Annotated in this window: 14 protein-coding genes; all 14 read right to left on the reverse strand. The window is 36.1% G+C overall.

The genetic code is table 11. The features are described from left to right. Nucleotides 1-20 precede the first annotated feature (20 nt). Nucleotides 21-860, reverse strand: coding sequence for an alkaline phosphatase family protein (locus tag NSQ74_RS20410; RefSeq protein WP_340825735.1), 840 nt, complete (start codon nucleotides 858-860; stop codon nucleotides 21-23). After that, nucleotides 850-1,938, reverse strand: coding sequence for an ABC transporter substrate-binding protein (locus tag NSQ74_RS20415; protein ID WP_340825736.1), 1,089 nt, complete (start codon nucleotides 1,936-1,938; stop codon nucleotides 850-852). Before NSQ74_RS20415 ends, NSQ74_RS20410 begins: the two co-directional genes overlap by 11 nt. A gap of 254 nt (nucleotides 1,939-2,192) precedes the next feature. Then, entirely contained in the window at nucleotides 2,193-2,567 is a 375-nt protein-coding gene (locus NSQ74_RS20420) for a 2-oxoglutarate ferredoxin oxidoreductase subunit beta (protein ID WP_340825738.1), read from the reverse strand. A gap of 438 nt (nucleotides 2,568-3,005) precedes the next feature. After that, the gene (locus tag NSQ74_RS20425; protein WP_340825739.1) at nucleotides 3,006-3,872 is read right to left on the reverse strand and encodes a 2-oxoacid:ferredoxin oxidoreductase subunit beta; all 867 of its coding nucleotides are present in this window, start codon (nucleotides 3,870-3,872) and stop codon (nucleotides 3,006-3,008) included. Beyond that, the gene (locus NSQ74_RS20430) at nucleotides 3,872-5,611 is read right to left on the reverse strand and encodes a 2-oxoacid:acceptor oxidoreductase subunit alpha (RefSeq protein WP_340825741.1); all 1,740 of its coding nucleotides are present in this window, start codon (nucleotides 5,609-5,611) and stop codon (nucleotides 3,872-3,874) included. Before NSQ74_RS20430 ends, NSQ74_RS20425 begins: the two co-directional genes overlap by 1 nt. A 636-nt stretch (nucleotides 5,612-6,247) precedes the next feature. Continuing rightward, nucleotides 6,248-6,514, reverse strand: a complete 267-nt coding sequence (locus tag NSQ74_RS20435) for a stage V sporulation protein S (protein WP_010858535.1) — start codon at nucleotides 6,512-6,514, stop codon at nucleotides 6,248-6,250. 278 nt (nucleotides 6,515-6,792) lie between these two features. After that, complete coding sequence (locus NSQ74_RS20440; RefSeq protein ID WP_340825743.1) at nucleotides 6,793-7,590, reverse strand: TIGR00282 family metallophosphoesterase; 798 nt, start codon at nucleotides 7,588-7,590, stop codon at nucleotides 6,793-6,795. A 160-nt stretch (nucleotides 7,591-7,750) separates the two neighbouring features. Then, the gene (locus tag NSQ74_RS20445; RefSeq protein ID WP_340825744.1) at nucleotides 7,751-8,872 is read right to left on the reverse strand and encodes an acyltransferase family protein; all 1,122 of its coding nucleotides are present in this window, start codon (nucleotides 8,870-8,872) and stop codon (nucleotides 7,751-7,753) included. Nucleotides 8,873-8,961: 89 nt separating this feature from the next. Next, on the reverse strand, nucleotides 8,962-10,470 hold the full coding sequence (locus tag NSQ74_RS20450) for a lipopolysaccharide biosynthesis protein (RefSeq protein ID WP_340825745.1): 1,509 nt from the start codon (nucleotides 10,468-10,470) through the stop codon (nucleotides 8,962-8,964). Continuing rightward, nucleotides 10,467-11,504: a glycosyltransferase family 2 protein gene (locus tag NSQ74_RS20455; protein WP_340825747.1), complete on the reverse strand. Its 1,038-nt coding sequence runs from the start codon at nucleotides 11,502-11,504 to the stop codon at nucleotides 10,467-10,469. The genes NSQ74_RS20450 and NSQ74_RS20455 overlap by 4 nt, the downstream gene beginning before the upstream one ends. Nucleotides 11,505-11,508: 4 nt before the next feature. Next, nucleotides 11,509-12,855, reverse strand: a complete 1,347-nt coding sequence (locus tag NSQ74_RS20460) for a hypothetical protein (protein ID WP_340825748.1) — start codon at nucleotides 12,853-12,855, stop codon at nucleotides 11,509-11,511. After that, complete coding sequence (locus tag NSQ74_RS20465) at nucleotides 12,852-14,033, reverse strand: glycosyltransferase (RefSeq protein WP_340825749.1); 1,182 nt, start codon at nucleotides 14,031-14,033, stop codon at nucleotides 12,852-12,854. Before NSQ74_RS20465 ends, NSQ74_RS20460 begins: the two co-directional genes overlap by 4 nt. Before the next feature lie 61 nt (nucleotides 14,034-14,094). Beyond that, complete coding sequence (locus NSQ74_RS20470) at nucleotides 14,095-15,213, reverse strand: glycosyltransferase family 4 protein (RefSeq protein ID WP_340825751.1); 1,119 nt, start codon at nucleotides 15,211-15,213, stop codon at nucleotides 14,095-14,097. 92 nt (nucleotides 15,214-15,305) lie between these two features. Next, nucleotides 15,306-16,061 carry a tyrosine-protein phosphatase gene (locus NSQ74_RS20475; RefSeq protein ID WP_445669079.1) on the reverse strand — a complete coding sequence of 252 codons (756 nt, stop codon included), beginning with the start codon at nucleotides 16,059-16,061 and terminating at the stop codon, nucleotides 15,306-15,308. Nucleotides 16,062-16,097 lie beyond the last annotated feature (36 nt).

Raw genomic sequence — 16,097 nt, forward strand, 5'->3', positions numbered from 1 at the left:
CATGCACGCGTCTTTATTTTTTAATTAGTTTGTTGTAATGTTTGTACACCCTCTAATAATAGTGGAACCATCTCCTCAGAAGGCTCTATATTCATTAAATGACAACAGAGAGGTGCTACTTGTAGCTGAGACACCACGCCATCTTTTATACCTGCTTTAACAGCTTGGGAAATTACAAACATAGGTACATGCCGATCCTCAGTCGTTGACCCGCCATGATTGCCATCACTTGTCATCCCATGATCTGCCGTTACAATCACTTCGTACCCTTGTGCCATACATTTTGGAATAAATAGCGACAATAGTGCATCCACAGCCAATATGCGATTACGATATTGCGCTGAGTTTGCTGTAAACTTATGCCCATCATCATCTACATTCATCGGGTGAATATATAAGAAATCTGGTTGTTTTTGATCCATTAACCACGCTGCATCCGCAAATAAATGACTGTCAGGGTAATGATCTTCAAAATAGAACAAGCCATTCTCAATCGGAAGCTTTGTCTCGAATTGTAAACGGTCCTCCATATGCTGAAATGGCGAGCGATTATAAAGCTCACTGACCCAATAATAAGCTGCTGCTGCTGTAGAAAGACCATTCGTTTTCGCTAAATGAAATAAACTACTTTGTGTCGATAAGCGCACCGTCATATTACTCGTTACACCATGAACGATTGGTGGTGTGCCCGTTAAAATAGTTTCATATAAAGGTCTCGATAAAGACGGTACTTCAGAACGGACCTCGAAACGCGAAGCTATATTACGTTCTACTAAATGTTGCATAAATCCCATGTGTGTACATGCCGTATCAAATCGAAGTGCATCGATGACAATAAGAGCGACTTTTTTATTTGGCATGAATTAATACCTGCTCTTGATACATTTGTGGAATTTGCTTTGTTGTTTCTTCCCACTGCTTTTGATCATTAACTGGTTTTGCGTTTTTATACATTTCAGCTGGTAGTAATAAATCCTTTACTTCCTGAGAAAGCTTCATATTTTCACGAATTGGTCGTGCGTAACCTTTTGCTAAGTTTTCTTGTCCAGCATCCGATAAAATATATTCGCGTGTTAACATGGCAGCATAAGGGTTTTTCGCATACTTATTTATTACTGTGGCATAGCCTGATGTTACAGAGCCTTCTGATGGAATTACTACATCAAAGCGCTGTTCATCAATTTGATGACGATAGCCTAATGCATTAAAGTCCCATAAGATTGCCACATCGATTTCCCCTTTTTCTAAATTAGCGACGGACGGGTCTCCCTGTAAACGTCCTTGTTGCGCTAATTCCGCAAAGAAATCAATGCCCGGTTGAATATTCGATTCATCGCCACCGAAAGCCATTGCCGCGGCTAATATCGCAAATTGTGCTTGGTTTGCTGTTAAAGCATCCCCTATGCTGACATGATAATCTCCATTTTTAAGATCCGCCCAAGAGGTTGGTGCATTTTTTACATTGTTTGTATCTGTTAAAAATGAAATTGTACCTGTATAGCCAACAATCCAATGGCCTTCATCATCTTTTGCCCAGTCCGGAATATCATCCCAATAAGAGGTTTTGTATGGTAATGTTAGGCCTTTATCCTTGGCAATTGGTCCAAAGGCAATCCCTACATCCCCAATATCAGCAGTAGCATCATCTTTTTCTGCTTCAAATTTTGCTAGTTCCTCTGCACTCGACATATCCGTATCCTGATGCTTGATGGCATATTCAGTATCAAGCTCTTGCCAAGTCTCTACCCAATTTGCCCATGTATCTGGCATACCGACTGAATTAACCGTTCCTTCTTGTTTCGCTTTTTCAGTAATTTCATCAAGTGATGCATCACTATTGACCCCATTTGAATTAGAAGAACTGTCCGAGCAAGCTGCCAACATTGAAATTGCTAATGCACCGATTAAGCCTTTCTTCCATAACTTTTGAATTGCCATGAGTTGGACCCTCCATTTGTTTATGTTTATTTTTATTTGCTTACAACAGTAATCTTATAAAACAAACATTAAGCAAGTATGGATGGCTTAAAAATATTTCGTAAACATTATTGAGAGTTTATAAATATGTGTGAAGTTTTTTAAGTATTAGAGGAATTGTAAAGATGATTGTATTTTTTGAGTTAAAAAGAGGAATCCAGTTGTGTATGCACACGTTTGTTTCGTTTATCAGACGTGCACATACCCCAGATAAATCAAGTTAGTCCTAGAAAATCTGCATATGTATGCGGTTCATTTTCCTTTAAAATCGTTAAAAATGTAAAAGCAAGCTGAACAACCGACCACCATTTCATGTTATAGGCTATTTCAAAACGGCTTGGCTCTAATGAAAAAACGTCCTGAAAGATATGAAGTGGCTCAATTTGTTCATCTTTTAAAATTGATAAAAAACCTAAAAACAAAGTATGATCTTTCACTTCAATTACTTTACCATCAACAAGAGCATCTATGTTTTCTGGCTGATGGAATTTACATTGAGTCGCAACATACCGTTCTAAATCTAGAGCACGTTGCCGTTCTTCACGTTCCTTTTTTTTCGCAATAAAATCAATGATATTATTCACGAACATCGCCTCTTTTTTTCTTTTATTGTATCATTCTTTCATATAATTTTACCCGCGCACGCCCCCTATTAATCATTGATGGATTTTCATTATTAAAAATGTAAGTTGGTTTCCGCTGTGTGTGACGCTTTCTGCTCAAATCAGCTAGAAGTATTGTTTGTGTGCCTGGCACTTAGCGTAGATACCTAGCATACTAATGGTTTCCTCAATCGTAAAAATCCACTCCGCTTTCCTTGGGCACGACGTAATCTGTAACCGTGCTGTCGTGCGGTCTGTCTGCGTGGATTTTGACTTAGTTAACCTTAGTGGTAGTACCATGAAAATTCAAAATTGTTTGGGTGCCTGGCACAACAAAAGGCATCAAGAGTGAAAAACACTTCTTGATACCTTTTATTTACATACTAAAAGCCACAATATTAAAATTGTGGCTTTTTGCAATCTTATTTACATAAATTCCTGCACAAGTGCATTGAATTGATTTTCGCTCATTTGAATATCGATATCTGTTAAAGGTAGTTCAGCGTAACCAGGAACTTTTTCTTGATAAGAAGTAGTTTCTTTATCCTGATAAATAATCCCAGTAACTAAGCCTTCATTCTCCATTACAGTGCGCATTGCCATACCACGGTCAGCATTATCATAGCCTTCAATATCAACAAGCTTTGTTAAGTTTTCTTTAAACCAATCGTACGTATTTACTTTGTTGTACGTAACACATGGTGAAAATACATTGATAAATGAGAAGCCTTTATGGTTAATGCCTGCTTCAATTAAAGCTGTTAATTCTTTAATATCAGTTGAGAAGCCTTGTGCCACAAATGTAGCACCGCTTGTTAATGCTACTTCCAATGGTTTTAACGATGGCTCAATAGCACCACCTGGCGTAGATTTTGTAATAAATCCAGCAGCCGAACGTGGAGATGTTTGGCCTTTTGTTAAACCGTAAATTTGGTTATCCATTACAACATATGTGATATCGATGTTACGACGGATGGCATGAATCGTATGCCCCATACCAATCGCAAAGCCATCTCCGTCACCACCAGAAGCGATAACATTTAAATCACGGTTAGCCATTTTTAATCCTTGTGCAATCGGTAATGCACGCCCATGAATGCCATGGAAACCGTATGAATTAATATAACCTGAAATACGACCTGAACAGCCGATTCCAGAAATAACTGCTAGTTCATTTGGTTCTATGCCTACGTTTGCTGCTGCACGTTGAATCGCAGCCTGTACAGAGAAGTCGCCACAACCTGGGCACCAGTTTGGTTTCACTGTATTACGAAAATCCTTAAATGTTGCCATTAGCGAGTCAACTCCTTCACTCTATTTTCTAATTCACCTGGTAAAAATGGTGTACCGTTATATTTTGTAATCATCTCAATCTTGCCGTGACCACCAATATTCATTTTCATGATGTTCGCTAATTGACCAGTGTAGTTGTTTTCTACAACGATTACTTTTTTCGCTTTCTCCACAAGAGGTGCCATATCAGCCGATGGGAATGGGTGAATTAAGCGAATATGCGCATGGTTCACCTTCATGCCTTGAGCATTTAATCGCTCTTGTACTTCTTCAATCGCTCCACGTGTAGAGTTAAAGCCTACTAATAAAACGTCCGCTTCTTCATGTGGCGCATTTTTATAAACAGGTGTATCAAAATTCAATGCTTCTAGCTTACGGAAGCGTTTGTCCATTTGTGTACGACGGTTGCCAGTTGCTTCAGATGGTTTCCCTGTTTCATCATGCTCAACACCTGTCACATGATGGATACCGTTTAAATGACCTGGTAATACGCGTGGCGATATACCGTCTTCTGTATCTTCATAACGTTTGAAGTAAGCTTTATCTGCTGAAGCTTCAATATCGTCTGTAACAATTTTACCACGACGAATTTCAATTTTTTTATAATCGAATGGTTCAACAGTTTGTTTACCAAGAGATAATTGTAAGTCTGTCATTAAAATAACAGGTAACTGTAGTTCCTCTGCAATATTAAACGCTTGGATTGTGTCAAAGAACGCTTCTTCCATAGTTGAAGGTGCGATTACCACTTTCGGAATTTCACCATGCGTACCATAAAGCATCGCCATTAAATCTGATTGTTCTTGTTTCGTTGGTAAACCAGTAGATGGACCGCCACGTTGTGTGTCTACAACAACTAGAGGTTGCTCTGTCATACCTGAAAGCCCGATTGCTTCCATCATTAGAGAAAGACCAGGACCTGCTGATGCTGTAAATGAACGTACACCACCAAAGTTTGCACCGATTGCCATCGTTGCTGCAGCAATCTCGTCTTCTGTTTGAATAACCGCACCACCAAATTTAGGTAATTTTTTAATGAGGTATTCCATAATTTCTGACGCAGGTGTAATCGGGTATGCCGCCATAAAGCGTGTCCCAGCAGCTAGTGCACCAAGTGCTACTGCATCATTCCCAATCATGAACATACGGCGTTTACCATCAGCTGGAGCTAATGCCCACTCCCCAATACGATCGCCTAATAGTTCATTCATCATTTCATGACCGCGTGCAATTGCTTCCATGTTTTTCTGAACAACTTCTTCACCTTTTTTGCCGAAGATGTCATCAACAACATTTTGGAACACAGCGTCTTCTAAGTTTAGAAGAGATGCAGTCGCTCCGATTGCTACCATGTTTTTCATTAACGTTGTACCAAGCTCTGCTGCCACCTCTGTAAAAGGTACAGCAAATAGTGGTGCTTTTGAATCGTCTGGTTTTACAGGATCAAATTTTGCATCGGCTAAAATAATGCCTTTTTCTGTTAGTTCTTTATAATTGACGTCGATTGTTTCTTGATCGAACGCCACTAAAATATCTAAATCATCCGCAATGGAACGTACTTCTGTTGGACGAACTGTAATTTTATTATTAGTGTGGCCACCTTTTATACGAGAAGAGAAGTGACGATAACCGTAAAGGAAATAACCTAAACGATTCATTGCCATCGAGAAAATCTCACCTGTACTCTCAATCCCTTCACCTTGCTGCCCACCGACTTTCCACGAAAGCTGATGTAACATCTCAACAACTCCTTAAATCCAATGTATACTATTATTTTTTTCCTTCATAAGTTTAACACGAAGAAACGGTCTGCACTATTGTTATTCAATGAATTGGGCGAAATTCAGACCTTTGACTGAAAATGTTGTTCAAAAAGTTGTAATTTTCAAATCAATTAAGTATAAAAAATTAACTTGCTGATTTCAAGTGCATGAATGGACATTTATTTTTGGATTTAGGCAATGCTAATTGCATAATAACGGCTTCTTATAGCGTTAAAATCCACTCCGCTTTCCCGCGGGCACGACGTAAGCCGCAACCGTCGCTGTCGCGTCGTCTGTTCCGTCTTACGTTGGGTGCGTTCCCGCAGGAGTCTGCGTGGATTTTTACTTAGTTAACATTACTGGCTTTGACATGAAATTTCAAAATTGTTTCGGTGCCTGACACTCATTTAGAAATTTCGGAATTGTTTCGGTGCCTGACACTAAGATAGGCACAAAGAAGCCCTATCACATTGCCTTCTAGAGGAACGAGCACTAGACGCTCGTCCATAAAAGTGTGATAGGGCTTGTACATCTTTATAGTGGAATGAATTTCTCCACTGTTTAACTAATAATCGGTGGGGTCACCCCCCACCGATTAAAGTTCTACTTTAATTATCGAACACGTTTTTCTACTAGCAGCTTTAAGGCTGTACGTTCTTCACCAGCAATTAAAATATCGGCAAACGCCGGTGCGCAAATTAAATCTGTGCCACTTGGCGCTACAAATCCGCGTGCGATGGCCACTGCTTTCACGGCTTGGTTAAGTGCACCTGCCCCAACTGCCTGCATTTCTGCTTGCCCTTTTTCTCTGATTACCGCGACTAATGCACCTGCAACTGAATTTGGATTAGAGCGTGATGATACTTTTAATGAATCCACAATTATTCCTCCCCGTTTCGCGAATAGTGTTTACGCTCAATAACTCATGTCCCCCTTTTTGGACCTCAAGTTATTGTCCGTAGGTCATTTTATGCTCAGTAAAATGAAAATAGACTATTTTCATTTCTGATATATTGTAAACTGATTAATTCCTTGATGTTTTTATTGGTATATATTCATTTTTAATACTAATAAACCTACTATTTACAACGGTTTATCCACCAAAGCAGCAGGTAAAAAAAAAACTACTGTGCATGAATTATGCACAGTAGTTTTCATTAAGCTTGAAACGGATAGTCCTCATTAATATATATTCTTTCACAATTAACAGCTTTCCCTGTCTTATCATCAATATCAACATAAAAGCCACTTAACACATCGCGACCCTTTTTTGGTACTTCAAAACGTGACGGCATATTAGTTTGGAATTTGTAAATAACACTTTCCTTTGTCATCCCTAAAATTTCATCATATGGTCCTGTCATGCCGACGTCCGTAATATAAGCAGTACCATTAGGATAAATACGCGCATCAGCTGTTTGAACATGCGTATGTGTTCCTACAACTGCCGATGCCTTGCCATCTAAGTGCCAACCAAGCGCAATTTTTTCACTTGTCGCTTCAGCATGGAAATCCACGAATACTAGTGGCGACGTTTTACGCGCTTCTTCGATTAAATTCTCTGCCATTGCAAACGGATCTTCATGCGGTGGCAAAAATACACGACCGTGTAAATTGATAACAGATAACGTAACACCCTTTTTCGAAATTTGCACCATACCCTTACCTGGTGCATCAGTCGAAAAGTTCGCTGGTCGAATTAAATAATCAGCATCATCAATAAAATCAAAAATATCTTTATTATCCCAAGTGTGGTTACCCATTGTAATAACATCTACACCCATTTGTAATAAATCATTATAAATATTACGTGTAATCCCACGACCCGCTGCAGCATTTTCACCATTTGCAATAACTACATCTGGACTATATTTCTTTTTTAATCGTGGTAAATATTTTTCAACCGCATCTCGGCCAATTGAACCGACGATATCTCCAATAAATAGTACTTTCATTTTACAAAACCACTCTTTCTATCAATAACACTCATTAGAGTTTACCATTTTTTCTTCGTCTATCGCAAAAATAAAAGGAAAAATTCGCTTCAGATTTATGTTGCTTGCTTGCATCTAAATTTTATATTTAATCGTTTTCGCCAAAAGAGCAATCACATTATTAACGATGATTGACTAATTGCTTTGTCTTGCTCGCTCTAATTTTGTTACTAGTTGCTTTTTCCTTAGCATGCACTTGACCTACTAAATAAGGTCCGAACTTCCATTTGTTCAGTAAATATGTAACGCAAATGGAGCATACCGTACTGATGAAAAACGTGCTGACGATAACTGTAGAAGCGCTTAATACATCTATATATTTCGTAAAAAAACTTTTCAGCATGATATTAAAAAGTGGGTGTAGCAAATAAATGCCAAAAGAATAACGACTAATGAAAATAATTAATTTAGGCATGTTTCTTATTTTGCTGGCGATAAAAAACAATAAAAAAGCTACACTCAATGTGTAAAAAATAACATCAATTCTTTTTGAGTGAACTTCAGTAATTAATCCAGACCATTGACTAGCGAGTAAAATACCTAGCATGAGTAAACAAATACTTGGTAATACATAGCGAAAGCGATGGAGCAACGAAATAAACTGCTCATAATTTTTACCACAATAATAGGCCACTACGAAATAGGCGATCCAAGCAGGAAATGGCATCTTATTTAATACAGTCCATTCCACTTCTATATAAGGAAGAAAATATAAATACTTAAATGGGTCAAAAAAATTGAATAAGGCTAGGTAGGCAAAATTAATGATACATGCTGTGATGATGACTTGGTAGGCTGGATATTTTGAAACGATAAATTTCACAAATAATGGATGCAAAAAGTAAAACTGAAAAATGATGATAATGAAATAGCCGTGAAAATCACCTTCGAAAAAATTTAATAAAACCTTTTTTTCAAAATCAATACTATTTATGTTAATGGAATGAAGGGCTGCATCTACAATCCCTATAAAAATAAAAGGTAGAAAAATATAAGAAAAACGTTTTTTATAAAAACTTTTTGGCAATTCATCTGAATAGGAGTAGGCAATCACAAATTCCGAAATAAAAATAAAGACAGGTGTCCCGAACATTAATGCTAATTGAAGAGATGTCAGTACAAAAAACACAGTATTTTCTTCTATATCGTATATGTCTAACACTAAAGTGACACTATGCATTAAAACAATTCCCAAACAGGCTACAAACCTTAGTAAAAATATTTCCTTAACAACTGGCTTCATCTTCCCACCTGCCATTTCTAAGCAATTAAACTTATTTTTAATTAGTAATCTAGGTTATCTAACTTACTTAAAAACGTAGGGAAAGCTTTTTAGTCGTTGGAAATGACACGCTTTAAGTGCAGCAAAATGTCTCGCATCGTTGTAGGTTGGAAAATAAAATTCCCAACAAAAACAACAGTCATTGTCCATACAGAAATGCATATTGCTGCAACAAACCAAGTCATGACACTTACAATATGTAATTCGATAAAAAATAGAAATGGTAATGCTGCGATGAATGCCAAAATACTATTTAGTAAAATTTTTTTAACGGTAACGCAGACTGAAGTGTTTAATATCACTTTAGACGTATAAAGTATTAAATCACATGTACGATATGCATAAGAACAAAGTGCTCCAATCAAAATGCCTTCAACACCTAGAAATTGTACTAAAACAAAGGAGACACAAAAGTTTATGACCGCTTCAATAATGGCACGAATTTTTGTCTCTTTAAAATGCCCAGCCGAATTGACTAATGTATTCGCAGGAATTCGAATAGCATTGGCAATGCCTACAACTACAAAGAGTGCCGCTAACCACGGTCTTATATAGTTTGCATCCTCAATACCCGCTGTATAAATAGTTATAAAAGGCAAAATTAAAATGGCTGTACATGTATAGCCAAAAGCTACGACTGCGAAAAAAATGTATTCGAAATGATGAAAATGTTTTTGAAGTGTATCTCGATCTTCTTTTACAAGTATGTCTCCAAAGGCTGCTAACATCGCACCAGAAAAAGCTGAAATAAACAATGTAACAGCATTAAATACCATATTGTACACCGTAAATACACTAACTTCTGCAAGACCAAGAAAAATAGTAATTAAAATAAACGGCGTATTAAATACAACTAATGAGGCAATTTGATGGATTAAAGCGTCCCACTTTTTTTTAATTGCTGATGTATTTGGCTTTACTTTACTATTGAAATACGGATATTTTTTTTGGACATATACTTTTAAAAAAAGAATATCTAGTAATAACAGCATGCTAGAACTACCAACAACAACAACGATTGAAAAACCAAGTGTTAATAAAAATAAGGATAAAATGGTACTAGCGATCAATAAACATGTTTGTATTCGAAAAAGAATGTAGCTTTTTTGATCTGCAGTTAGGAGCACTAAATATTTTCCAATTAAAAAATACTCCCATACACCACTAATTCCTAAAATAAGCACCATATAAAAAGCTGTAAGTGGACTCACTTCTTTTGCTACTATTAGCGGATAGAAGATAGCTAATAGGGCTACTAATACAACAAATATAGTACCCGAACGTCTGTAAAAATAATGTGTTGCTGAAAGAATGCCATTTATTTGTTCTTTATCATTTATGGCCAACGGTTTATACAGTGCTGCAATGGATGCACTGCCAACTCCCGCTTCTACAATTTTTAAATAACTTAAAAATTGCTTAATCGACGTAACTAGTCCATTTGTAGCGGAGCCATAAGTCGTCATAAATAAACGAGGCAAAATAAAATTAATGACCGCCGAAACAATTTGCAACATAACATTGGAAAATAAATTTAATATAATTTTCTTTGTTCTCATGAGCCACTTCTACTTCGTTTCATCTCAATCAATGCATATAATAATAAAATTTGTTGTTTCTTCAATAACCAAATGTACATTTTTGTTTTATACGGTAAACCATTTGTACAAATAGCCTGTAACACCTCATTGACATCTTTCTGTTTCATCATTTTTTTGATAAAGGCCCTTTTCTCACGCAAGCTCTTATCATTTTGTCGATTAAATTCATTATTAACCCCTGCAATAATTAAATAGATAAAATAATACTGAAGTTGATTTGTAAAATTAGGTGCTGTTTTTTCATTACTACGTGTAAAATATTTTAAATGCCCATATAAAATGAGGATTTTCTCAAAAAATGTTTGATCATAGCTAGCTGTCATAGAAGAGGAACTTTGACGATAATGATATAAATATTGTTTGTCTAATATATAAATACTGTCCGCATCAAGTAAGCTAGGATATGTACAGGCTACATCTTCCCCCATGCGGATTGTATCATCAACATTCAATTGAAATTTTTTGATAAGCGTTTTTTTGAAGATTTTATTGGACACAGAAGGAAATAATCCGAACTTATAATATTCACCTGCATATAGCATAATCGGATAAACGTCTTGTTCCATCCTTTCTTTCTTGTACAATCCAGGTGCAACCATTTGTGTTCGTCTTACTTCTTGGTTTGGATAATTTTCTACGATATCGCAAATGACAATGTCAACATCATGTACCTTTGCTGCACCACATAATGATTGGTACATGTCTGCTTCAATCCAATCATCACTATCTACATAGCCAATATACTTGCCATGAGCGGCAAGTATACCTGCTTTTCGCGCACTGACAAGCCCACCATTTTCTTTGTGAATAACAACAATTCTTGGATCGTGCTCGGCATAGTCATCACATATTTTGGAACTATTATCCGTTGATCCATCATTCACCAATATTAGCTCAAAATCCTCAAATTTTTGATTCAAGATGCTATCTATACATTCTTTTAAATAGTGCCCAACATTATAGATTGGCACAATAATGCTTAAAAATGGCATAGCCTCACCTCCCATCCATACTTATCTCCTGATTTTTCCGAAGCGTTAACGCAAACATAATTAACATAATATGAAAAGGGAAATAATCCATTACGAAAGAATCAAGTACAGCATTAGCAATTAACATAATATAGAGAGGTATAGTGTTGACCGCTAATATTTGAAAGTTTGTTTTTCCGCTGTTACCAATATTTTGACGAAGAACTTTATTTAAGCTAACAATATATAGTAGTGCAAGAACGATGCCCACTAACCCAAGATAATAAGGTGTTGATAAGTACATCGTATGAGCCATTTTTGCATTGGAGAAACTCGTACCAAAACCAGCCCCAATAACGAATATTTTCGTACTTTGTAAAATTTCCGCTGCAAACATATTCCAGCTACTTAATCGCCCAGTTGTAATAGCATCTGTGGATGTTCCTGCTCCAAAAAATCGAATCCAATAAATTTCGAATAACTTCTCGTAAAAAAAAAATAGTAGAACACCACAAATCGCTAGCATAAACGAAGCGAACTGGAATGCTGTTTTTACATTGTGTTTAACGAACATGATGAATGTCAATAAAATGAATGCTATAAAAGTGATGATAAACATTTTGGAATAAGTAAATATTCCGAATATCGCTAATACAATGATGAACACAATCGGCTTAATTTCCATTTTTCTATCGTAATAAAAAAGAACTAATAAACAAGCAATCGCTATAAGAATTTGCAAACTAAAATAATTCGGATCTAAATCTAAACCCGTAAACCTTGTATTAATGGCACTTGTCGTCTTAACTGTATTGACAATTGTCATTGACTCAATAAAGCTGTCAATCGATTGAACAGAAAAACTTATCCAGCGAACGATTGCAGCAATTAGTAAGCCTATTGCATACACATACGTATATCTTCTAAAATAAGTATTTGAATCGATGAACAGAACAGCAAAAAAGATCACACTATAATTTAATACAAAGCCCAACACTTCGATAACATTACCGCTATTAAACAGCGTTGCCAGGACAGCAAAACATACAAAAAGAACATAGGTGATGACAAGCTGTGTTGATATCCCTTTGTTTTGCATAAACAGTGTCATGACACTTAAAACAATATAAACAAAACTAAGTACAACAAAAAGTGAATAGCTCGTTAAATCGAACTTAATAACATACACCCATGAAATAAAAAACAGTAAATAATCAATTCGATGTTGTTGTTTATCCAACAACATTGCCGTAATTACTAAACTAATAAAGATAAAAAGGAATAGATTACTACCTGTATACATTTTTAACACGACAAATATACTGGAAATAACACAGATCCAAATACTGAAATTTTTATTTTTTAATTTCATTTTCGATCAAACTCCAATACTAATTGCTCTTGTGCTTTTCGATTTGTATAGCGATTTTCTTCAATATATTTTTTCATCTTCTGGAGACGATCGCCATTGTTGATTACATTGGCAATGACGGCATACAGATTTTCTACATGTCCATTTGTTATCAAACCGTTGCAACCATCGTGTATTTGCTCACCTGCTGCCGCAAAATTTGTGGTAATAACTGGCGTTGCTAATATTAATGCCTCCCCTACTACCATCGGATACCCTTCATACGCTGAAGTTAATATTAAAACATCGCTCTGTTTAATAAATGGATACGGATTATGACATTCACCGACAAATTCAACTACATCTTCTACCCCTAATTCAAGCGCTAATTGTTTATTAAAAAGTAAATCTGGCCCATCGCCTATAATTCGCCAATGAAATTGATTGTAAGAGGATTCCTTTAAAAGCTTACATATGTGTGGAATGAGATCGAACCTTTTAGTAGCATTATCCATTCGCCCAACAGATAATAAATCCAATGTTCCTTTTTCAAATGGTGGATATTGCGTTGCTAGTTCTTTTATTTCTGCTATTGGGAAAAAATTATAGACTACTTGTATTTTATGTTGATATTGGGGGAGAAAATTAACCAAGTTTTGCTTACATGCTTCAGAAACACATATTAATCTATCGAAATTCTGATAGGTTTTAACACATACTTCGTAATTAAAGTTCGCCCTTAATGGATCTGTATGTATCCACGCAAACTTTTTATCCGCTCTTACAAATTTATCTACAAACAAATTCGTGCCTTGGTTAAAGTAACTATTTGGTGCATCATTAAAATAAGAAATAGCAATATGATATTGTTTTTGATGGCGATGCATTTTAAAAAGTAATGTATAAAAATTGTTTGAACCAATCACGCGTACGATCAACATACATAGTATTCGTAAGAGGATATGCCACAAGTTCTTTCTCTGTTTCACTACATAAAACGGGGTAGCAATTAGCTGTAATAGTAAACCTCCTATATTGACTTGCACATTAGAGGGGATGTCCTTTATGAGTTCGCCTTTACCGAATGTAAACACATCTATTTCATATTGCTTATCGACACACACTTCTTTCAATGTATTAATTAAAGCTTTTTGAATACCGCCCATCTGAAAATTTTGCGCAACAAATAATATCTTCATCTCTTCCCAAGACCCCCTAGAAACCCAATATTACTGTAAAATTTTCAAATAGCTTCTACTGCTATAAATTGCTGTATAATGTAATAATGCGTTTCTCCATCTCATTCCAGCTATACTGTTCCTCATATAACAGCTTCATTTTACGTGAAATTTCTGGCCATTCTTTTTTACGCTCTATTAGCTTTTCAATACCTTTTTGTAGACTTTCTTGATTAAAATCAATTAGCTCACCTAGGTCATTTTCTGCCACTACTTCAGACATGCCTGTGTTTTTTACCATAATTAATGGCTTGCCAAGCATCAGTGCCTCATAAAATTTATTTGGGGCTGCGTAATAATGGTTGGAAACTTCAGGATCATAAATGGCGGTCATAATATCACAACTTTTTTCTAATGCTAATGTTTTTTCATACGGGATTTTTCCGTAAAAAAGTATGTTGTCATATTGCAGTGCCATTTGTGCCAATTCGTCTGCATACTCGCCAAATCCACCAATATGCAATTCGTAGTGTGGATTATTTTTTACGATTTCAACTAGTTCCTTAATGAGTCTTTCATTTGCCAGTATGCCGACATAGACAATTTTTACTTTATCGTGATTCAAATTTAAATCATATTTTAAATCCACATGCAGTGGAGTATTATAAATAACCTCAATTTTTTTCGGTGATGCATTAGCTATTTGCCCTCTTCGCTTTTCTGTACAAATAATGACAGCATCCACACTATTTAATAGTGCTCTATCAATTTTTTCAACTATTTTCCCTATTATTGCAGGTCCATGGAAGGGGGCAGTAACGGAATCAAACATATCATAAATGACTTTTTTACGGAGTATTTTCGCACATACTGTACCTACAAATGCTGTATCAAAATCACAAGCATGAATAATATCATACGTATTTTTATTTTGAAGTAGCCATTGGAATAGCTTTAGCTGAAAGCGCAATAGTGGAAAGAAATTTTTTTTAAATCCTCCACCAAATGTAGCAGGGATGCCAAACCTTGTAATTTTAATTGTATGAGCTCGCTCCAAAAATTCTACTTTTGCGTTATATTTACTATCTCTATCCCATGCTAAAATTTGAACATGCCAGTCATTTTTTCTAAGGCTGTCCACTTCTTTTTCAACTCTCGGATCTGGAGAAATTGGATTACTTCTCATAAAAACGACTCTCATCCCAAACTGTCCCCTTATATGTTTAATACCTACTATCGTGCCAGCATCTTTACGTACTATTTGCTCTCTTTAGCTTTTATAAGCAGCTCCATTCAAAATAACTTCCACCGTCTTTTTGTGAAGTTATTTACTGGCTCATATACGATAAAAGGCTGATTATTGATGATTCGTATATTATTTTCTAAAAAGGCATCCACCGCATTCAATTCTTTTTGCTTTTCCAAAAATCTCAGACCTTTTTCAAATAAGAATGGGCGTGTTTTTAAATTATGCACATCCGAACCATATGTATGGACAAGGTTCGATCGAACTAATTTCAAAGAAAGCTGTTGAATGGACTTGCCAAACAAACCAGCTAAACTTCCTGCAGTTATTTGTGCAAGTGCACCGTCACGTACGAGGTTTTCTAAGCGACTTGGATTTTCTGCTATCGCTTTATTTCGTTCTGGATGAGCAATGATTGGCGTTATACCTGCTGTCAACAAGTTGTAAATGATTGTTCGTGTATATGTGGGAATGAAACCCGATGGAAGCTCAAGTAACAAATAATTTGAATGTGCTAATGTGAGAAGCTGATCTTTCTTATAAAGCTCCAAAATATTCCCTGCCAATCTCACCTCATGTCCTGGATAAAGTGTTAGTGGCATGTTACGTCTGTCAATTTCCTGTTGTAATTGTGCAATTTGTTCATGTACTACATGAACATGGACATTATATTTAGGGTGTAGCGCATGTGAAGTAGAAATAATTGCTGTAATACCTTCCATAATAGCCTGTTCAAATAATCTGAATGTCTCTTCTACTGTTTCGGGACCGTCATCGACATTTACTAAAATATGACTGTGCATATCTATCACTACGTTTCACTTCCCTATCTACGCCCA

The sequence above is a fragment of the Lysinibacillus sp. FSL W8-0992 genome (assembly GCF_038008685.1).
Classification (GTDB): Bacteria; Bacillota; Bacilli; order Bacillales_A; family Planococcaceae; genus Lysinibacillus.